The organism is Neptunicoccus sediminis, from assembly GCF_001719615.1.
GTDB lineage: Bacteria > Pseudomonadota > Alphaproteobacteria > Rhodobacterales > Rhodobacteraceae > Amylibacter > Amylibacter sediminis.
The window spans coordinates 30,241-48,605 of sequence record NZ_MDVX01000004.1; the positions used below are offsets into that span (position 1 = coordinate 30,241).

Consider the following 18,365-nt stretch of genomic DNA (forward strand, 5'->3'; position numbering starts at 1 on the left):
CGGCTTTGGGGATGGCCGTCAATCGTGGATCGGGGGCTTGGTGCGGGAAACCCTGCACCCTGTTTTATCAGGATGCAGGGCCCAATTATGCGCCGTTAGCCGCGTCTGCGCCGGCGTCTGCCGCCGCCACCGCCCGATGCGCTATCGCTTTCGCTGCCGGTGTTGAAATTCACGTCCGGCAGGGTGACGTGGGTCTCAAGAATCGGGAAGGGCTCTGCGCTGTTGGGAATGGCGCTGGCGTTGACGAAATGCTCTTGGAAGCGGGGTTCAATTGCGGTTTCGATCTTGTGGATTGCTTTCACGGTTTCCTCAATTTCACGCCGCGCGGCCACATTCAAAAGCGCAATCCGTGCGCCCGTTCCTGCAGCGTTGCCAGCACTTGTGACCTTTTCCAAGGTACAATCGGGGATCATGCCCAGAACCATCGCGTGTTTGGGCGAGATATGGGCCCCGAATGCGCCCGCCAGAACGATCCGGTCAACCGTTTCCACGCCAAACTTATCCATCAGCAGCCGCGCACCGGAATATAGCGCTGCCTTGGCCATCTGGATTTCACGGATGTCGCGGTTTGTGACCGTGATGCGCGGCCCGCCCTCGGCGGTGCCGTCCCAGACCAGATAGGAATGGGTGCGCCCGTCAAGGAAGCAGCGGTCGGTGCCCACCTGCGCGGGGGAGCCGATCAGCCCCGGACCATCCACAATCCCCGCCAGCCGCATTTCCGCGACCATCTCGATGATGCCGGACCCGCAGATGCCGGTTATTCCGCTGGACAGGATGCTCTCGGCAAATCCCTCCTCGTCGGACCACAGGTCAGAACCGATGACGCGGAAGCGGGGTTCTTTGGTAACAGGGTCAATTTCGACCCGTTCAATCGCACCGGGGGCGGCCCGCTGGCCGGATGAAATCTGCGCCCCTTCAAAGGCGGGACCGGTGGGGGAGGAACAGGCAAGCACCTTTTCCTTATTGCCCAGCAGAATTTCCGCATTGGTGCCCACATCCACCACCAGCACAAGGTCGTCTGATTTATCCGGTGCTTCGGACAGGGCTACGGCCGCGGCATCGGCCCCTACATGGCCTGCGATACACGGCAACAGATAGACCCGCGCCGCCGGATGCAGGTTCAACCCCAGTTCCAATGCGCGCAGGGAAATACTGTCGGAACTGGCCAGCGCGAATGGTGCCTGACCCAGTTCAAACGGATCAATGCCAAGGAACAGGTGGTGCATCACCGGATTGCACACAAACACCGCGTCCACGATCAGCGACTGGTCGATGCCCGCTTCGGCCGCGATATTGGTGAACAGGGTGTTCATGCCCTCCCGTACTGCGCGGGTCATTTCCTGTGCGCCGCTTTCGTTCATCATAGAATAACTGACACGGCTCATCAGGTCTTCGCCAAAGCGGATCTGCGGGTTCATCAACCCGCTAGAGGCCACCACTTCGCCGGTTTGCAGATCACACAGGTGCCCCGCGATGGTGGTAGAGCCAAGATCAACCGCCAGCCCGTAGATGGAGCCTTCGTAAAAGCCGGGCCAGATGTGCATGATCCGCGGGCTGAACATATCATCGCCCAGATGTACGGCGCAGGTGACTTTCCATTCGCCCTTGCGCAGGATCGGCTGCATGGTTGCCAGCACGCCGAGATCGGCCTCCAGATGGGGCAGGTCCCATTGGTCGCGCAGTGCTTTGACCAGCCGCTCCAGATCGCCGGTAGGGTCGTGCATGTCGGGTTGCTGTACCTCGACAAAGAACAGTTTGGTGGAGGGGTCCATCACGATGTCCCGCGCCTCGGCCCGTTTGCGCACCACCTGTTTGTGGACCTGACTTTCGGGGGGCACGTCAATCACCACGTCGCCCTGCACCTGCGCCTGACAGCCGAGCCTGCGCCCGTCGATCATGCCGCGTTTGGATTTGTAGCGTTCCTCAACCGAATTCCATTCGGACAGGGCGTCATCCTCCACGGTGACTCCGTGTTTGGCAAATTCGCCGTAAGAGGGCTGGATCTGGCATTTGGAACAGATACCACGCCCGCCGCAGACACTGTCCAGATCCACACCAAGCTGTCGTGCCGCGGTCAAAATCGGTGTGCCGACCGCAAACCGCCCCCTTTTGCCGGAGGGGGTGAAAATTACCAGTGGATCGTTCGGAGTGGTCATGTCAATCGGCCTGTTCTACTTGGGAGGAACCAACAGGGCGACAATAGGCAGGTGGCAGGAAATGGAAAGCCAACCCGCGTCAGTTTTGGGCCAATTGCGGCATTAATTCCGGAAAATCCGGTCAGAACAAGGTAATGCCCATAAAGTAAAACACCGCCGGCACCGGCGCGACTGCAAGGGCCAGTGTCAGCAGCGCCCAGACAGGCCGAAACAGGCGGCTTAGCCCTGCCGAAAAGCAGATGCCGCCGCCGCCGCCCAGCACGATATTTCCCGGAATATTGATCAGGATCGCCAGAAACAGATAACGCCAGTTTACAAACAGCGGCCCCAAGGCTCCGGGCAGGCGGGATTTCATTAGGCGGGTGCGTTGCTCCAGATCCAGCGGCTCAGTGTCTTGCACCATGAGCGCGGTGCGGTGCAGGCCAAACCCTGCCAGAAACCGCGAGAGTACAGGGTAGGGCAGCAAATGCCCGACCAGAAAGGCAAGGGACAGACCGATAAGGGTAAACAGATACACCAGCGGCGCGATCTTCGCCCCTTGCAGTGCCATTAGCGCAAAGCCGATTTCCACACCGGGAACGAAAGGAACTGCGATAACAAGGGCATAGGCCAGCAGGATCAGAAGCAACATCCCCGTCAACATCAGCTTTTTGCCGCCGCTTTCAACCTGTTCGACCTCTTCGCCGAGCCAGTTCACCGCGAAATGTAGCGCCAGCGCCAGCACCACGACAAAAATGATCCGCGCCAGCATTCGGCCAACACGCAAAGGGCGTAAGAGGGGTGTCGGATCAGTCACAGGAGGTCCACTTCTGGACCTCATCTACAGGCTCGGGGCCGTGCTGCCAAGCCTGCAGCGTGTTAAACGGTGTGTCAGGCGTTAGGCGCACGTCCCGCATCGCGCAGGGCGTTCAGGTCCAGACGGCTGTTATCCATCGCCAGTTCTCCGTCCCTGTTGCGCGGCCATTCTGCCTGTGGACGGTCCCAATAGAGCTCTATCCCGTTGTCGTCCGGATCGCGAAAATACAGCGCCTGACTGACCCCGTGATCCGCCGCCCCGTCAAGCGTTATTCCGTGTTTGTCCAGTTGCAACAGCGCCCGCCCCAGATCGGCCCGTGTCGGGTAGAGCAGGGCAAGGTGATACAATCCCGCAGCATTCACCGGCGCTGGCGGCTGGTTTTTTGAATGCCAGGTGTTCAGGCCAATGTGGTGGTGATACCCGCCCGCTGCAACAAACGCCGCCTCTGTGCCATAGCGTTGGGTCAGGGCAAAGCCCAGAACCCCGCAATAGAACGCCAACGCGCGGTCGAGATCGGATACTTTCAGGTGGACATGGCCGACAGAGGTGCCGGCAGGTGCGGTGTAGGTGTTTGTCATCATCGTCTCGCTTTCGCCGCCTAATCTAACCGCAGATTGGGACTGAACAAACAGGCGAAGCAAGAAGAGAGTGTTCCGGCCAGCGCAACGATGCCGCGCTGGCCGGAGAGTGTATCAGCCGCGACGACGCCGCCCGCCGGTGCGACGGCCCCGTGCGCCGGCTTCCTGTTCGCCTGCTTTGACGGGCGCTTTGTTGAAGTTGATCCAGTCGCTGCCATGGGCGTCGTTGTTCATCAACAGGTTGGCTGCGCGGATCGCGGTCATCTCGCTGCCCGGTCCGAATTTGGTAGAACCAAGACCCGTGACCTGTGCAAACAACTCCATGTCCATATCGTCCGGCACGATGATGCCCGCTTCGGCCAGTTCAGCCTTCTTGGCATCCAGTTTGGTCTGGTTGACCGGCGCTGCCACCGGATTCATGATCGCAGAGGTCATCCCCGCCGCAATTGCCATTGGCAGGAAAGCGTTGTTGACACCGTGACGGTTCGGCAGACCAAAGGATACGTTAGAAGCCCCGCACGTGGTGTTCACGCCCAGTTCTTCACGCAGGCGGCGCACCAGTGCAAAGACCTGCAAACCGGCCGTAGCCATCGCGCCAATCGGCATCACCAGCGGATCAACCACGATGTCATGGGCGGGAATGCCGAAATCCGCCGCCCGCTCTACGATCTTTTTGGCCACCTCAAAGCGCACATCTGGGTCTTCGGAAATCCCGGTGTCGTCATTGGAAATTGCCACAACCGGCACGTTGTACTTCTTAACCAGCGGCAGAACCATCTCAAGCCGGTCTTCCTCGCCGGTGACAGAGTTCAGCAGCGGACGGCCTTCGGCGGCTTCCAGACCGGCCTTAAGCGCACCGGGAACGGAACTGTCGATACACAAAGGCACGTCTACAAGCCCTTGCACCATTTCCAGAATGGCGCGCATCAGTGGCGGCTCTGTCTCGTTGGGGTTGGGGTTGGAGTTGTAAACAACCCCTGCGTTAATATCGAGGATATTGGCACCGGCAGCCACCTGCGCGATAGCGTCTTTTTCAACAGTGGAAAAATCCCCGGCTTCCAGTTCGGCAGCAAGTTTCTTGCGCCCTGTGGGGTTGATCCGCTCTCCGATCACACAGAAGGGTTGATCAAAGCCGATGATGGCGGTTTTGGTTTTGGATTCGACGACAGTACGGGTCATTCAATTCGGCCTTAGTTTTGTTGCGCGGCGGGCAGGGCGGAGCTTCCGCCATGGTCCATTGCCCAAGTTGCGTTTGTTTTAATCCCCCCGAGCGGGAAGAAGTGGACCTGCTCGATGTTGAACTCCGGATTCGCGGCTTTATGGGCCGCCAGTTCGGACACAATGCCGGTCGGCTCGAACGGCATCAGCAGCTTGGTGACGTCCTTAGCCCGTTTTTGCAAGACCTTCAACGATGGCCCAACGCCGCAGGCAATGGCGAATTTGATCATGGTTTGCAGCTTGGCCGGCCCTGCGATCCCGATATGAATTGGAATATCAATGCCTTGCGCTTTGAGGTCATTTGCCCATTCGATCACCGGCTTGCTGTCGAAACAGAACTGGGTGGCCAGTGCCATCTGTGCATCTGTCCGCTCAGAAAACGCCTGTTTCCAGCTGAGCGCTTCGTTTACGTTCTTGCGCCCGCCATCGGGATCAATGTCGGTGTTGGGTTCCGGATGGCCGGCGGTGTGCAGGCGTTTGAACCCTGCCTTGTCAAACAATCCTGTCTCCAGAAGCTGCATGGAACAGTGAAAATCCCCATAGGGTTTCGCCAGGCCACCGGCGAGCACCAGCGCCTGATCGACACCGGCTTCCCCTTGATAGCGTGCAATCCAGTCCGCAAGCGTAGCCTCGTCCTTGATTATGCGCGCGGGAAAATGGGGCATCGCATCATAGCCTTCGCCCCGCAACCGTTTCGCCGTGGCAACCATATCCTCGATCGGGGTACCTTCGATATGGGCGATGTAAACCCGCGTGCCCTTTGGCAGCAAAGCACGGAAATCGTCGATTTTCTCGGCGGTTCGTGGCATAACCTCGATCGAATAGCCTTTCAAGAAGGCCTCTATATCGGGGTTCACTTCATCCCGAATGTCGGTTTTCGAACTGAATTTCAAAAGTGCCATGCGCAGTGCTTTCAAAAGGGGCAGGGTCAATCCCAGCCATCGTTGTTGATTAGGGTTTTCAGGCGTTCCTTGTCGTATTCCGCATCCAGACGGGCAGCTTCGGCGGTTGCGATTTCGCCTTGCTCTCCGTCCACAGGATAAGGGTCCGCCTTGCGCCACTCCGCCAGATAGCTGTCGGTGTCCTTGGCATCAATCTTCATGGCACAGCGGTCAATGGCCTGTTCAAACCGCTCTGGCAGTTGAACCTTGGCCCCGCGACGGCCTTTGCCGACGATGACCTGTGCGGGAATATCGCGCCAGTAAACGATTGTGACGTCAGGCATTTTGAAGAATCCTTATTCTCATGCTTCCAAGAAGCTCTATTGCGTTCGCGCTATTATAAGACGACCATTTTCGACCGCGACCGCTAATTTAACGACACGCATGACGTATCGGCATGAAAAAATAACAAACTTGTAAAAGCCGTCACGCCGCAATAGGTTAATTATAACAGAATTTGGTGCAAGCTCATGCGAGCCAACAATATGCAACCGCTCCGCCAGAGCGGTCGAACAGGACAGAAAAACAGCCAAACCCCGTCAGCCGACGGGGGTCTTTTTGCTGCGCTGGACCTTGGAACGAACAGTTGCCGGATGCTGATTGCACGCCCGTTCGGGACCGAATTTGAAGTGGTAGACGCCTTTTCAAAGCCTGTGCATCTGGGCGCAGGACTGGCGGAATATGGCACACTGGCACCGGCGGCGATCAAGCGAACGCTCGGGGCTTTGCGGATATGCAGCAAAAAACTGCGCCAGCACGGGGTGAAACATTCCCGTCTTGTCGCGACCGAGGCTTGCCGCCGCGCCACCAACGGCACCAGCTTTGTCAATCTGGTGCGCCGCGAGACGGGTCTCGACCTTGAAATCATCGACCCCGCCGAAGAGGCGCGTCTGGCGGTGGTCAGCTGCGCGCCCCATTTGGGCGAAGACGCCGAACAACTGCTGATCGTCGACATTGGCGGCGGCTCGACAGAACTGGTCTGGCTGGACCTGAGCGGCGTTTCCGCGCGAAACCGCGCAAAGGCGCTGGTGGAACTGGACCTGACCAAACGGGACGGGGGCACCTGCACCCGCACAGCCCGCGTGATGGACTGGAAATCGGTCCCCCTTGGCGTGGCAACGCTTAAGGATATGTTCCACGATGTAGACGACGATTGCGCCAAATTCGCGCTGATGTCCTGCTGCTTTGAAGAACAGATCGACGAATTTGTGCCGCCGGAAATCGGGGATGGTGCGAATTGCCAGATTATCGGCACTTCCGGCACGGTCACAACCGTGGCTGCCTCCCATCTGGGACTGTCGCGCTATGAACGCTGCAAGGTAGATGGCGTGTCCATGTGCCGTCAGGAAATCGACCAGGTGGTTCAGAAATATCTGAACATCGGTCCCGAAGGGCGCCGTAAAGCCCCTTGTATCGGCACCGACCGGCATGAACTGATCATGTCCGGCGCTGCCATCCTTCAGGCAATCCTGCGGGTCTGGCCATCAAGCCGGCTCACCGTGGCGGACCGTGGTCTGCGCGAGGGATTGCTTTACAGTCAAATGAGCGCCGCAGGCGTGCTAGGCGATAGGCCACATTAATTATGTCGAACGAAAAGAAATCATCAGGTCGCGGTCAACGCGACCTTCGCGTGCGTGTTAAAACGGCAAAGGGGCGGCGTCTGTCTTCCAAGCTCTGGCTGGAACGGCAGTTGAACGACCCTTATGTGCAGAAGGCGCAAAAGGACGGCTATCGGGGCCGCGCTGCCTATAAAATCCTCGAACTGGATGACAAGTTCCGCTTTCTCGTGCCCGGTGCGCGGGTGGTGGATCTGGGCTGTGCGCCCGGTGGCTGGTGTCAGGTCGCCGCAGAACGCACCAATGCCCACGGCGAAAGACGCGGCAAGAAGCAGGGCCGTATCGTCGGTGTCGACCTGCAAGAAGTCGATCCGGTGCCGGGCTGTGAAATCCACGTGCTCGACTTTCTCGAGGATGGTGCGGATGACAAGGTAAAAGACTGGCTTGGCGGCAAGGCGGATGTTGTGATGTCCGATATGGCGGCGGCCAGTTCCGGCCACAAACAGACCGATCACCTGCGGATCATGGCGCTATGCGAAGCTGCTGCCTATTTCGCATTTGTTGTTCTGGAGGAAGGCGGCACCTTTGTGGCCAAAGTGCTTGCCGGTGGCGCTGAAGGGGATCTGCAACAAATCCTGAAACAGAAATTCACCAAAGTCGCCCATGTAAAACCACCGGCCAGCCGCTCTGACAGCTCTGAAAAATTTGTGATCGCAACCGGCTTCCGCGGATAACCACAGGCTTCAATGTTCCTGAAATACTCCCCGCGGAGCGTCCTGCGGTGGGATTTACCCCACCGCATCAAACGATTTGCGGGCGTGAAAAATAAACCCTAGGAAATTCAGCAGGATCTGTGCGGCCAGAATCGCCGTGCCACCTGTTTGATCGTAATCCGGCGCCACTTCTACCAGATCAATGCCGGCGATTTCATGATTCTGCGCCACGATCTGCAATAATTCCAAAACCTCGTAATACATAAACCCGCCGTGGCTCGGCGTGCCGGTGCCCGGCGCAATGGAGGGATCGAACCCGTCGATGTCAATGGTCACATAGACCCGCGCACCGGCGGGAATCCGTTGGGCGGCGGCCTCGACGCCCATTTTGCGGATCTGCCGCACCGACAGAATATCCGAGCCCATGCCCCGCGCCGCGTCATACCCTTCCTTCGCGGTAGAGCTGACATTGCGGATGCCGTATTGCGACAGCCCGCTGACATAGGGTTTCTCGGCGGCACGGCGCATGGGGTTGCCATGACCGAACCGCACGCCGTGACGCTCGTCCACAAAATCCAGATGGGCGTCGATTTGCAGGATATGGATGTCATCTTCCCCGTCAAAAGCGTTGATACAAGGGATATTGATCGAATGATCGCCCCCGATGGTCACGGGCAGCGCATTTGCGGCCAGCGCCTTGCGCACGGCATATTCGATGTTCGCATGGCTCTGGATCGTGTCGGTGTGAATAATATCCGCATCCCCCATATCCACGATATGCACGTCCGGCCCCAGATAGGTCACATCGTCTTCATGGTCATAGGCCCCGGCATGACCGAAAGAAAACAGGGTAGAGGCTTCGCGCACCGCACGGGGGCCGAAACGGGCACCGGCGCGGAATTGCGCACCAAAATCATAGGGCGCACCGATAATTGCCACATCAGCATCCAAAGCATCCCAATCGGCCAGATAGTCCTTCTTGCCAAAGGTCGCAATTCCGACAAATGGCAGGTTCAACCGCCCGCTGTTATACCCGTGATCTGACATGTTTATGCTCCTTATCGTCGCGAATTTTGCAATCATGGTTGGCCTATCATGGCATTCACTGCAATAAAAACATTATGGCTTTGTTCAATCACTTCTGGCGCCGGACGCCCCCGGCCTTGTTTCCCAGCCTCTTGGGGCTTTTCGGGCTGTCGCTGGCCTGGCGCGCGGCCGCAGGGGTCTGGGATGTACCAGAGGCTGTAGGGGCGTGGATCGGCCTGGGCGCTACACTGGTTCTGCTGGTTACGCTAAGCAGCTACGTCGCCAAACTCTGTATCCGGCCGGGGGTTTTGTGGGATGATCTGATGATTGATCCGGCCCGCGGATCGGTGTCGGCGGGGTCCATGTGTGCGATGGCGATGGCGGCGTTTCTGCTGCCTTATACCAGTCTCGGGGCGTTTCTGGTGTGGTGGATGGCGATCGGGCTGCATCTGATCTATTTCATCTGCGTGGTCCTGATCCTGCTGCGCCATCATAATACGCTGGCACAAGTCACGCCTGTGTTCCTCCTCCCTGCCGCTGGTATTCTGGTGGCAACACTGGCCGGACCGGAGCTGGGCTATGTCGGGTTCAGCCGCGCTGTGCTGGTGTTGTCGATCCCTGTCTGGGCGGTTGTTCTGGGGCTAAGCCTGTGGAACGGTATCAACATAAAGGCGCAGAAACATCATCGCAGCGGCTATGCGGTGTTTTTGGTGCCACCAGCGCTTGCGGCCCTTGGCGTTCACGAGCTGCAGGGGGCGCCGTGGTTTGTTCTGCTCTGGGTGTTGACCAGTGTGACCGGACTGGCCCTCTTGCCGGTTCTGCGCTGGATGTTGCGCGGCGGCTGGTCGCCGGACTGGGGCAATTTCTGCTTTCCGCTGGCGGCTTTCGCGGCGGTGCAGCTGCTGGCGGTAGAGGCTGGATTAGGCTGGATTGCAACGGGACTGGCTGTGGCATCCCTTGGCGCCGCCAGCTTGCTCATTCCCTATATCCTGCTGCGGACCTATCGGGACTGGTTCGCAGGGCGGTTGGCCGAGGCAACAAAAGCGGCTGTTGCCTAGGCGTTTGTTATTTTGGAATGGCGCGACCCGCCCGCTTAGTCGTCTGACGCGCGGTAGGCTTTGTGACAGCCACCGCAGGATTTGCCGATGTCGCCCATAGCGCCTTGCAACGCGGCAAGATCCTGACCTGCAACACCGGCCATTGTTTCAGCCGCGGCAACCAGCGCCTGTCCGTTTTCGGCAATCTTGGGGAAAGTCGTCCAGATTTCCGGCAGGGCAGCCGTTTTACCCGGCATCGCGACATTGTCCGTCCCTTCCGGCCACATAGCCATCTGGTTCATACTGGCGGCAGCCAGCAGGTTGTCCGCTGCGGCCTGCGCAGATTCAGCGTTATATTCCATCGTCCCCTTAGCCATTGCCCCAAGCTGGCCAAGGTTGAAGGCATAAAGCTGCATCAACGACTGACGGGCTTTGATCGCTGCTTCATTGGCGGTTGCGGGGGTAAAAACACCGGCGGTTAATACAATCGCTGTCGCGGTGGTTGCTAGGATGGCTTTCATATCTGGCTCCCTTAGGTTGACTCGTTTTTCAGTCTAGCTTGTGCGGATTCAAAAGATACTCACAAATAATTGAGGGTGCGTTGTGCATAATTGCACTAGACTGCGCCTATGGATCGCGACAACTGGGATGATTACCGCTTTATTCTCGCCGTGGCAGAGCATGGGTCTTTGAACGCGGCGGCGCGGGTGCTCGGGGTGAACCACGCAACGGTACTGCGCCGTGTGATCGGATTTCAGGACCGCCATGGTATCCGCATCTTTGATCGCGCCCGCAACGGCTATCGTTTGCGTGCCGATCAGGGCGGGCTGATTGCTGCCCTGTCTGATGTGCGGCGCGCAATGGACTCTGCGGATCGTGCAGTAACAGGGCAGGGCGCGGGGGTCCGTGGGCCGGTGAGGATCACCTCGACCGATTCGTTCTGTGCGACCATCCTGCCCGAAATGATCGCCGGATTGCAGGCCACCCATCCGGAATTGAAACTGGATTTACTGTCCTCTAACCAGCCGCTGAATTTTGAACAACTGGACGCCGAAGTGACGGTGCGTCCCGCCGACAAGCTGCCCGAGGGGTTGTCGGGAACCGAGGTCGCGCGACTTGGGTTCGCGGTTTATGCCAATGAAACCCTGCAATTTGACCCGGCAAGCCCCCCGTGGCTGGCGTTGTCGGGACCACTTTTACGCTCTCGTGCGGGGAAATGGCAGCAATCCCAGATCGAGGAGAGCACCATCGTCGGGGCAGCGGATAGTTTTATCACCCTGCGCGGACTTTGTTCGGCAGGACTTGGACTGGCGCTGTTGCCATGCTTTCTGGGGGATGGCCATGACGCCCTGCAGCGGGTGGCAGGCTATCCCCGTCAGATGGAAACCGGAATTTGGGTCGCCAATCACAGAGATCTGGACGCCGTGCCCCGCATTCTCGCCTGTCGCATGTATTTGGGCGAAGAAATCAAACGCCAAAGCGCCCTGTTACGCGGCTGGCGTTAATCCTGAATAAAACGCACCGCACCGATATAGGCAAGGTTCCGGTTTCGTTGCGCATAATCAATGCCATAGCCCACAACGAATTCATCCGGAATTTCAAAGCCGGTCCATGTGGCCTTTACATCCACTTCGCGGCGGGAAGGTTTGTCGAGCAGGGCGCATACCTCCAGCCGTTTGGGTTTGCGCGATTTCAACAGGCCGATCACATGTTTGAGCGTATGGCCCGTATCCACAATGTCTTCCACGACAAGAATATCGCGCCCTTCAATTTCGCCGCGCAAGTCTTTGAGAATGCGGACTTCTTTGGAGGATTGCATAGAGTTCCCGTAGGATGAGGTTTCAAGAAAATCCACTTCGCAGGGCAAATCAAGCTCGCGCACCAGATCGGCAATAAACACAAAGCTGCCCCGCAGCAGCCCCACGACCACCAGTTTGTCCGTATCGCGGAAATGCTCCGAGATGGTATCGGCCAGCGCCTCGACCCGTGCGGCAATGGATTTGGCCGAAATCAGTTGGTCGATGACGTAATTGTTGTGGTCCATCAGGCGATTCCCCGTTTGATCTGGTTAGGGCGCCAATTTACTTGTCGTGCGCAAAATGTCAGTACCCGCGACAAACAATCTTAGTGACCCTGTCGTCGCACCGAAGTAGAACACAGCCAATGCCTAAACACAGTGAAACCCGCCAAATGCCCTATAGTGCGCAACAGATGTATGATCTGATTGCGGATATAGGGTCCTATCCGAAATTTCTGCCGTGGTGCGCCGGCGCGCGGATTCGCAACCGCGAACAGGTCGAAGACACCGAAGTGATCGACGCGGATCTGGTGATTTCCTTCAAGGTTTTCCGTGAACAGTTCGGCAGCCGCGTGACCCTGCATCCCGATGATCTGAAGATTGATGTGGAATATATCGACGGGCCGTTCCGGTATCTGAACAACCACTGGTCCTTCACACCGCTGGAAAATGGCGGCTGTGAGGTGGATTTCTTTGTAGATTTCGAATTCAAATCCGCGATGCTGCAAGCGGTGATCGGGGTGGTGTTCAACGAGGCCATGCGCCGGATCGTTGGCGCGTTCGAGTCCCGCGCAAAAGAGCTTTACGGCTGATCAGAAGGACTGGTCCCGCAAGGCTTTCAAGGCAAATTCGGTGGCGGCAAGGCGGACTTCGGTGCGCCCCAACGGGCCAAACTCTCTGGTTATCGTGATGCATCCGGATTGGGTGGCCAATCCGAAACAGACGCGGCCTTCGGGTTTATGCTCTGACCCGCCGGGACCGGCGATTCCGGTGATGCTGACAGCAATCGCCGCGTTGGAATTCGCAAGCGCCCCTTGCGCCATTTCCGCTGCGACCTGTTCGGACACCGCGCCAAAGGCTGCAAGCGAAGCCTCGGTCACGCCCAGCATCTGTATTTTCGCGTCATTGGTATAGGTGACAAAGCCGCGTTCCACCACATCCGATGACCCCGCCACTGCCGTCAGACTGGCCGCAACCAGCCCGCCGGTGCAGCTTTCGGCAGTCGCCACCATCTGGCCGCGGGCACGACAGGCGGCCAGCGTTTCGCGTGCAAGACCAACCGGAAGCGTCACGAAAAACCGCCGTGGGCAAGATAGCCACCGATGCTTAGGACCAGAGCGGCGAAAATACCGGCAAGAATGTCATCGAACATCACGCCAAAGGGGGTGGATTTGCGGTCGGCCCAGCTCACCGGCCAGGGCTTGAGGATGTCAAACAGACGAAACAGGATAAAGCCCCCCAGCAGCCCCGGCCAAGGCAGGATGGTCACAGCACTGCCGTGGGACCAGAGCACATAGGACAATGGCATCAGCGTCAGCCACTGGCCCGCAACTTCGTCGATGACGATCTCGCCCGGATCATGGTTTTCCTTACCGCGGGTTTCGACAGTGGTCGCCCACCAGCCGGTGAAGAATACGACAACCGTGGCCAGCAGCAGCAAGGGAAAGCCGCCCAGCGCGTGAAGGACCACCGCAAAGGGCAGGGCCGCCGCAGAGCCCCAGGTGCCCGGAACATAGGGCAGCAGCCCCGAATAGAACCATGTTGCCAGAAATCTAGTCATAGTTTCACCAGTGTCGCTGTTGCTTGCGCGGCAATCCCCTCCTTGCGCCCCGCAAAGCCGAGCTGTTCTGTTGTGGTTGCCTTCACGCTGATCCTATCTACATCGACTCCGGTAATCTCTGCCAGTTTTTGTCGCATGGCTTTGGCATGGGGGCCGATCTTGGGCATTTCGCAGATGATGGTGCAGTCCAGATGGGTGATGGTAAAGCCGCGTGCTGCTGCGCGCTCTATGGCTTTGCGCAGGAAAATATCGCTGGCGGCCCCTTTCCATTCCGGTTCGCTTGGCGGGAACCACTGGCCGATGTCGCCCTCTGCAAGCGCGCCGAAAATCGCGTCTGTCACTGTGTGCATCGCCACATCCGCGTCGGAGTGACCCACCAGCCCCTGATCATGGGGTATCCGGATGCCGTTCAGCGTGACGTGATCGCCCGCACCGAATTTGTGAACGTCAAAGCCGTTGCCCGTCCGAATGTCCATTTCTGCCCCCATAAGTTGCTCTGCCAGCGCGAAATCGCCAGCCTGTGTGATTTTGATGTTGCTCTGGCTGCCTTCAACCATGTGCACCTCCAGCCCGTAGGTCCGTGCGGTTTCCACATCATCCGGCAGATCGTCACGGCTGGCCGCATGGGCCGCGCGTATATCGTCAAGCCGGAATGCCTGTGGAGTCTGGGCCCGCCAGAGGCCTTCGCGCGATTGGGGCGCCTGTGCGATGCCGTCTTTGCCGCGCCAAAGCGCGTCCACCACCGGCACCGCAAGGAAAGCCGCCGGTTTATGGCGCAGCGTTTCGATCAGCGCGGCAATCTGTGGGCGTTGCAGCAGGGGGCGGGCGCCATCGTGGATCAGCACATGGCTGCCGCGACAGGCCGCAATCCCGCGCCGCACGCTGTCGCTCCGGCTCTGGCCGCCAAATACCGGCGCGTGCAGCCGGGGATCGGTAATTTTCGCAACGGTGGATTTATACAGGGTCAGGTCGTCGGGGTGGATGACCACGCGGACGCCAGTGATCTCGTCGCTTGTCAAACAGGCCGAAATGCTGTGATAGAGCACCGGCATGCCCCGCAGGGGCCGGTACTGTTTGGGAATGCCACCACCGGCGCGGGTGCCACGGCCCGCGGCGACGATCAGGACTTCTGCTGAAATTTCCGACAAACCGCTGCATCCATCTGTTGCCTTGCGCCAAAAGCGCCTCTCGTCCTCCCATACCCAAAGGGACGGAACGTCACAATGGGGTGTTTCTGTCGGGTTGCTCTTGCATTTCCCGTCCACATGCCCAAGAAAGAGGCATGACCCAAATAATGATCGGAAATAAGGCAATCACACCGCCTGTGCTGCTTGCACCGCTGGCCGGAATCACGGATTTGCCCTTTCGCACTCTGGTAAGCCGCTTTGGTGCCGGACTTGTCGTGTCCGAAATGGTGGCCAGTCAGGAAATGATTGAGAAACGCCCCTCGGCGCAGGCGCGGGCCGAACTGGGGTTTCATGCCGCCAATACCTCGGTGCAAATCGCGGGGAAGGATGCCTATTGGATGTCCGAATGCGCCAAGCTCTGCGCTGGTAACGGGGCGCAAATCATTGATATTAATATGGGATGTCCGGCCAAAAAGGTCACGAATGGCTATTCCGGCTCGGCGCTGATGAAGGATCTCGACCACGCGGTGTCCCTGATCGAAGCGGTGATTGCGGCTGTGGATGTGCCTGTCACGCTGAAAACGCGGCTCGGCTGGAACGACGATTTGCTGAACGCCCCCGAACTTGCCGCGCGTGCAGAGCAGGCAGGGGTGCAGATGATCACCATTCACGGGCGCACCCGCTGTCAGTTCTATAAGGGCAACGCGGATTGGGCGGCGATCAGAGGCGTAAAACAGGCGGTCTCTGTGCCGGTTGTGGCCAACGGGGATATTGTCGATGTAAAAACCGCCCGCCGCGCGATGGAGCTGTCGGGGGCGGATGGTGTCATGGTCGGGCGCGGTGCGCAGGGGCGTCCTTGGATGCCAGCATTGATCGCGGCAGAACTTTTTGGTGGGGATGCGCCGGAGATTCCGCAGGGAAGCGATTTTATTGACATGATTTCAGAACACTACGAGGCGATGCTCACCTTCTATGGCGCTGAATTGGGCAACCGTGTCGCCCGCAAGCATCTGGGATGGTATATGGATGTGCTGCCTACGCCCACCGAATTGCGCAAGCAGATTTACACGGAAGCCGACAACGCCCGCGTGTTAAAGCTCATCTCGCAATTGCCAACAGAGTTCCGGCAGGACGTGGCCGCATGAGCAGCGCCGAACCAGTGACCAACGGGTTCGCGCCGGAGAATTTTGAACAGATTTGGGCCAATCTGCCGTTTCCAGCTTTCGTGCTTGGCACGGATAACCACCTGCGTCTGAGCAATAGCGCAGGGGAGCAGATGGTGAAAATATCAGCCAAAATCCTGCGAAACCGCAGTGTCGAGAGCCTGTTCGGGGCGGATTCGGTGATTGCGGAAACGGTAGCGCAGGCGCGGAACAAGGCCGGCTCACTGATGCAATATAACGTGGATGTTGCCCTGAACGACCTCACTCCGGTGCGCTGCAATGTGCACGTGGGGCCGGTAAGCAGCGATTCCGACGATTTGCTGCTAATCATCCAGCCCACCGGCGTTGCACAGAAGATGAGCCGCTCTCTGACCCATATGGCGGCGGCGCGGTCTGTTGTGGCCATGTCTGCCATGCTCGCCCATGAATTGCGCAATCCGTTGGCGGGTATTTCCGGTGCGGCGCAGCTTTTGGCGATGAACGCTTCGCCGGAAGACAGGGAACTGACAGAGTTGATCGAGCAGGAGACCAAGCGGATCGGCAAACTGATTGATAAGGTAGAACATTTTGGGGATGACCGCCCCACCCAACGCTCTGCAGTGAATATCCACGACGTGCTGGACCGCGCGGTGCGGGCGGCGCAGGCGGGATTTGCGAAACATGTATCGTTTTCAGTGGATTACGATCCATCATTGCCAGATGCGGCAGGGGATTCCGACCAGTTGTTGCAGGTCTTCCAGAACCTGATCAAAAACGCTGCCGAAGCGGTCGACAGCACCCACGGACGGATCAGGCTGCGCACCTCTTACAATTCCGGCGTGAAATTCGCCGTGGCAGGCAAGCGCACCGAAACCCTGCCGCTTCAGATTGATATTACCGACAACGGGCACGGGATCGCAGAAACGCTGATTTCCGAGATTTTCGATCCCTTTGTCACCAGCAAATCCAACGGCAGTGGTCTGGGGCTGCCGTTGGTCTCTAAAATTGTCTTGGGACACGGCGGGCTGATTGATTGTGACAGCATGCCGGGTCGCACGACCTTTACCCTGCGCCTGCCTGTGTGGCGCGCCAAAAAAGGAATACACTGATGGATGGAACTGTTCTTGTTGCCGATGACGATCGCACCATTCGCACCGTTCTGACACAGGCGCTGACGCGGGCCGGATGCAAGGTACGGGCCACCAGCAACACCGCAACGCTGTGGCGCTGGGTGGAAGAGGGCGAAGGCGATGCGGTTGTTTCGGATGTGATGATGCCCGATGGCAACGGGCTGGACCTGCTGCCTGCCATTATGAAGCGCCGTCCCAACCTTCCGGTTATTGTGATTTCAGCGCAAAATACCGTCGTGACGGCCATCCGCGCTTCAGAAGCGGGGGCGTTTGATTACGTGCCCAAACCCTTTGATCTGCGGGACCTGCTGTCCAAAGTCTCTAAGGCGCTGAACCGTCCTGGCCATGCAAACCAGCCTGATCCGGTCAAGACCCATGCACTGGAAGCGGCGGAACCTGCGCTACCCTTGGTGGGGGGTAGCCCTGCGATGCAAGAGGTCTACCGCATCGTGGCCCGTGTGGTGAATACGGATCTGAATGTGCTTATTCAGGGCGAAAGCGGCACCGGAAAAGACCTGCTGGCCCGTGCGCTGCATGATCTGGGCAATCGCGCGCAGACAGAATTTGTGCGAATCAACTGTGGCACAGCCACCCCCGAACACCTGGACCGCGCCGTTGCAAACGAGGCAGGGCAGGGTGGCACCGTCTATCTGGACGAACTGGGCGAATTGTCACCGGAAAGCCAGCTGCATCTGCTGGGCTTGACCCAATCGGATGCAATCCAGCGTCAGAGCCTTCGCTTTGTGTCCTCGTCCAACCGCCCGATGCTGCCGCTGGTGAATGACGGTCTGTTCCGTGAGGATCTGTTCTATCGCTTGAACGTGATGCCGATTGTGCTGCCCCCATTGCGGGACCGGATCGAAGATATTGCAGACCTGAGCCAGCATTTCCTTCAGGATTGTGCGGCGAAAGGTATGCCGCGCAAAACCCTGACCAAATCCGCAATGGACCAGATGCGACTGGCAAAATGGCCTGGTAACGTGCGGGGATTGCAGAATTTCATCCAGCGGCTGGTGATCTTGTGTCCAGAAGATGAAATCTCTAGCGAATTTGTATCCAAAGCGCTTAAAGACATGGCCGAGCAGGAGCACAGCGGCACGCCCGTGGTGGCAGACCGCCTGTCGGCATCGGTAGAGGCCCATATCAAACGGTATTTCGACCTGCACGGGGATGCGCTGCCACCGCCCGGACTCTACAACCGTATCCTGCGCGAAGTGGAGCTGCCGCTGCTGGCTCTATCGCTCAGCGCGACGCGCGGAAACCAGATCCGCACGGCTGAATTATTGGGAATAAACCGGAATACGTTGCGCAAAAAAATCCGCGAGCTCGATATACAGGTGACAAGGACCAAGAAGTTGACGTAAAAC

Annotated in this window: 20 protein-coding genes; 8 read left to right on the forward strand and 12 right to left on the reverse strand. The window is 58.5% G+C overall.

Annotation, left to right across the window (positions count from 1 at the left end):
* Positions 1–95 precede the first annotated feature (95 nt).
* The 6 genes from BFV97_RS08625 to BFV97_RS08650 form a co-directional block, all read right to left on the reverse strand.
* Positions 96–2,156, reverse strand: coding sequence for an ASKHA domain-containing protein (locus BFV97_RS08625; protein ID WP_069299963.1), 2,061 nt, complete (start codon positions 2,154–2,156; stop codon positions 96–98).
* 121 nt (positions 2,157–2,277) lie between these two features.
* Positions 2,278–2,952, reverse strand: a complete 675-nt coding sequence (locus BFV97_RS08630) for a hypothetical protein (RefSeq protein WP_157888298.1) — start codon at positions 2,950–2,952, stop codon at positions 2,278–2,280.
* 74 nt (positions 2,953–3,026) lie between these two features.
* Complete coding sequence (locus BFV97_RS08635; RefSeq protein WP_216635955.1) at positions 3,027–3,530, reverse strand: VOC family protein; 504 nt, start codon at positions 3,528–3,530, stop codon at positions 3,027–3,029.
* A gap of 114 nt (positions 3,531–3,644) precedes the next feature.
* The gene (locus tag BFV97_RS08640) at positions 3,645–4,709 is read right to left on the reverse strand and encodes a methyltetrahydrofolate cobalamin methyltransferase (protein WP_069299966.1); all 1,065 of its coding nucleotides are present in this window, start codon (positions 4,707–4,709) and stop codon (positions 3,645–3,647) included.
* A gap of 11 nt (positions 4,710–4,720) precedes the next feature.
* The gene (locus BFV97_RS08645) at positions 4,721–5,650 is read right to left on the reverse strand and encodes a methylenetetrahydrofolate reductase (protein ID WP_069299967.1); all 930 of its coding nucleotides are present in this window, start codon (positions 5,648–5,650) and stop codon (positions 4,721–4,723) included.
* Positions 5,651–5,676: 26 nt separating this feature from the next.
* On the reverse strand, positions 5,677–5,973 hold the full coding sequence (locus BFV97_RS08650; protein ID WP_069299968.1) for a virulence factor: 297 nt from the start codon (positions 5,971–5,973) through the stop codon (positions 5,677–5,679).
* A gap of 201 nt (positions 5,974–6,174) precedes the next feature.
* On the opposite strand from BFV97_RS08650, the gene BFV97_RS08655 reads away from it, so the two are divergent.
* Both BFV97_RS08655 and BFV97_RS08660 read left to right on the forward strand, forming a co-directional pair.
* Positions 6,175–7,269, forward strand: a complete 1,095-nt coding sequence (locus BFV97_RS08655; RefSeq protein ID WP_069299969.1) for a Ppx/GppA phosphatase family protein — start codon at positions 6,175–6,177, stop codon at positions 7,267–7,269.
* Positions 7,270–7,271: 2 nt separating this feature from the next.
* Positions 7,272–7,979: an RlmE family RNA methyltransferase gene (locus BFV97_RS08660; protein ID WP_069299970.1), complete on the forward strand. Its 708-nt coding sequence runs from the start codon at positions 7,272–7,274 to the stop codon at positions 7,977–7,979.
* A 54-nt stretch (positions 7,980–8,033) separates the two neighbouring features.
* Here the strand turns inward: BFV97_RS08660 and speB are convergent, their stop codons facing one another.
* Complete coding sequence (speB, locus tag BFV97_RS08665) at positions 8,034–9,005, reverse strand: agmatinase (protein WP_069299971.1); 972 nt, start codon at positions 9,003–9,005, stop codon at positions 8,034–8,036.
* 74 nt (positions 9,006–9,079) lie between these two features.
* Between speB and BFV97_RS08670 the strand changes: the two genes are divergently transcribed.
* Complete coding sequence (locus BFV97_RS08670; RefSeq protein ID WP_069299972.1) at positions 9,080–10,042, forward strand: TDT family transporter; 963 nt, start codon at positions 9,080–9,082, stop codon at positions 10,040–10,042.
* Between the two features lie 35 nt (positions 10,043–10,077).
* Here the strand turns inward: BFV97_RS08670 and BFV97_RS08675 are convergent, their stop codons facing one another.
* Entirely contained in the window at positions 10,078–10,542 is a 465-nt protein-coding gene (locus BFV97_RS08675; RefSeq protein ID WP_069299973.1) for a c-type cytochrome, read from the reverse strand.
* A gap of 108 nt (positions 10,543–10,650) precedes the next feature.
* On the opposite strand from BFV97_RS08675, the gene BFV97_RS08680 reads away from it, so the two are divergent.
* Positions 10,651–11,526, forward strand: coding sequence for a LysR family transcriptional regulator (locus BFV97_RS08680; protein WP_069299974.1), 876 nt, complete (start codon positions 10,651–10,653; stop codon positions 11,524–11,526).
* On the opposite strand, the gene hpt is transcribed toward BFV97_RS08680, so the two are convergent.
* Positions 11,523–12,065 (reverse strand): hypoxanthine phosphoribosyltransferase, encoded by a 543-nt coding sequence (hpt, locus tag BFV97_RS08685; RefSeq protein ID WP_069299975.1) that lies wholly within the window; start codon positions 12,063–12,065, stop codon positions 11,523–11,525. The genes BFV97_RS08680 and hpt overlap by 4 nt on opposite strands.
* A gap of 119 nt (positions 12,066–12,184) precedes the next feature.
* On the opposite strand from hpt, the gene BFV97_RS08690 reads away from it, so the two are divergent.
* The gene (locus BFV97_RS08690; protein WP_069299976.1) at positions 12,185–12,631 is read left to right on the forward strand and encodes a type II toxin-antitoxin system RatA family toxin; all 447 of its coding nucleotides are present in this window, start codon (positions 12,185–12,187) and stop codon (positions 12,629–12,631) included.
* Here BFV97_RS08690 and BFV97_RS08695 read toward each other — a convergent pair whose 3' ends face one another.
* The 3 genes from BFV97_RS08695 to BFV97_RS08705 are packed head-to-tail and all read right to left on the reverse strand — an operon-like array spanning position 12,632 to position 14,747.
* On the reverse strand, positions 12,632–13,111 hold the full coding sequence (locus tag BFV97_RS08695) for a CinA family protein (protein WP_281200944.1): 480 nt from the start codon (positions 13,109–13,111) through the stop codon (positions 12,632–12,634).
* Positions 13,108–13,599 carry a phosphatidylglycerophosphatase A family protein gene (locus BFV97_RS08700; RefSeq protein WP_069299977.1) on the reverse strand — a complete coding sequence of 164 codons (492 nt, stop codon included), beginning with the start codon at positions 13,597–13,599 and terminating at the stop codon, positions 13,108–13,110. Before BFV97_RS08700 ends, BFV97_RS08695 begins: the two co-directional genes overlap by 4 nt.
* Positions 13,596–14,747 (reverse strand): bifunctional 2-C-methyl-D-erythritol 4-phosphate cytidylyltransferase/2-C-methyl-D-erythritol 2,4-cyclodiphosphate synthase, encoded by a 1,152-nt coding sequence (locus BFV97_RS08705; RefSeq protein ID WP_342672145.1) that lies wholly within the window; start codon positions 14,745–14,747, stop codon positions 13,596–13,598. The genes BFV97_RS08700 and BFV97_RS08705 overlap by 4 nt, the downstream gene beginning before the upstream one ends.
* Positions 14,748–14,881: 134 nt before the next feature.
* On the opposite strand from BFV97_RS08705, the gene dusB reads away from it, so the two are divergent.
* Genes dusB through BFV97_RS08720 form a run of 3 tightly spaced genes read left to right on the forward strand, consistent with a single transcriptional unit; the run spans position 14,882 to position 18,362 of the window.
* On the forward strand, positions 14,882–15,871 hold the full coding sequence (dusB, locus tag BFV97_RS08710; protein WP_069299978.1) for a tRNA dihydrouridine synthase DusB: 990 nt from the start codon (positions 14,882–14,884) through the stop codon (positions 15,869–15,871).
* Positions 15,868–16,977, forward strand: a complete 1,110-nt coding sequence (locus BFV97_RS08715; RefSeq protein ID WP_069299979.1) for a two-component system sensor histidine kinase NtrB — start codon at positions 15,868–15,870, stop codon at positions 16,975–16,977. The genes dusB and BFV97_RS08715 overlap by 4 nt, the downstream gene beginning before the upstream one ends.
* Positions 16,977–18,362 carry a sigma 54-interacting transcriptional regulator gene (locus tag BFV97_RS08720; RefSeq protein WP_069299980.1) on the forward strand — a complete coding sequence of 462 codons (1,386 nt, stop codon included), beginning with the start codon at positions 16,977–16,979 and terminating at the stop codon, positions 18,360–18,362. Before BFV97_RS08715 ends, BFV97_RS08720 begins: the two co-directional genes overlap by 1 nt.
* Positions 18,363–18,365: the final 3 nt, after the last annotated feature.

Excerpts from the sequence above, each read along its gene's own strand:
- BFV97_RS08625 (WP_069299963.1), bottom strand. The coding sequence starts at position 2,156 with ATGACCACTCCGAACGATCCACTGGTAATTTTCACCCCCTCCGGCAAA.
- BFV97_RS08635 (WP_216635955.1), bottom strand. The coding sequence starts at position 3,530 with ATGACAAACACCTACACCGCACCTGCCGGCACCTCTGTCGGCCATGTC.
- BFV97_RS08640 (WP_069299966.1), bottom strand. The coding sequence starts at position 4,709 with ATGACCCGTACTGTCGTCGAATCCAAAACCAAAACCGCCATCATCGGC.
- BFV97_RS08645 (WP_069299967.1), bottom strand. The coding sequence starts at position 5,650 with ATGGCACTTTTGAAATTCAGTTCGAAAACCGACATTCGGGATGAAGTG.
- BFV97_RS08650 (WP_069299968.1), bottom strand. The coding sequence starts at position 5,973 with ATGCCTGACGTCACAATCGTTTACTGGCGCGATATTCCCGCACAGGTC.
- BFV97_RS08655 (WP_069299969.1), top strand. The coding sequence starts at position 6,175 with ATGCAACCGCTCCGCCAGAGCGGTCGAACAGGACAGAAAAACAGCCAA.
- BFV97_RS08660 (WP_069299970.1), top strand. The coding sequence starts at position 7,272 with ATGTCGAACGAAAAGAAATCATCAGGTCGCGGTCAACGCGACCTTCGC.
- speB (WP_069299971.1), bottom strand. The coding sequence starts at position 9,005 with ATGTCAGATCACGGGTATAACAGCGGGCGGTTGAACCTGCCATTTGTC.
- BFV97_RS08670 (WP_069299972.1), top strand. The coding sequence starts at position 9,080 with ATGGCTTTGTTCAATCACTTCTGGCGCCGGACGCCCCCGGCCTTGTTT.
- BFV97_RS08675 (WP_069299973.1), bottom strand. The coding sequence starts at position 10,542 with ATGAAAGCCATCCTAGCAACCACCGCGACAGCGATTGTATTAACCGCC.
- BFV97_RS08680 (WP_069299974.1), top strand. The coding sequence starts at position 10,651 with ATGGATCGCGACAACTGGGATGATTACCGCTTTATTCTCGCCGTGGCA.
- hpt (WP_069299975.1), bottom strand. The coding sequence starts at position 12,065 with ATGGACCACAACAATTACGTCATCGACCAACTGATTTCGGCCAAATCC.
- BFV97_RS08690 (WP_069299976.1), top strand. The coding sequence starts at position 12,185 with ATGCCTAAACACAGTGAAACCCGCCAAATGCCCTATAGTGCGCAACAG.
- BFV97_RS08700 (WP_069299977.1), bottom strand. The coding sequence starts at position 13,599 with ATGACTAGATTTCTGGCAACATGGTTCTATTCGGGGCTGCTGCCCTAT.
- dusB (WP_069299978.1), top strand. The coding sequence starts at position 14,882 with ATGACCCAAATAATGATCGGAAATAAGGCAATCACACCGCCTGTGCTG.
- BFV97_RS08715 (WP_069299979.1), top strand. The coding sequence starts at position 15,868 with ATGAGCAGCGCCGAACCAGTGACCAACGGGTTCGCGCCGGAGAATTTT.
- BFV97_RS08720 (WP_069299980.1), top strand. The coding sequence starts at position 16,977 with ATGGATGGAACTGTTCTTGTTGCCGATGACGATCGCACCATTCGCACC.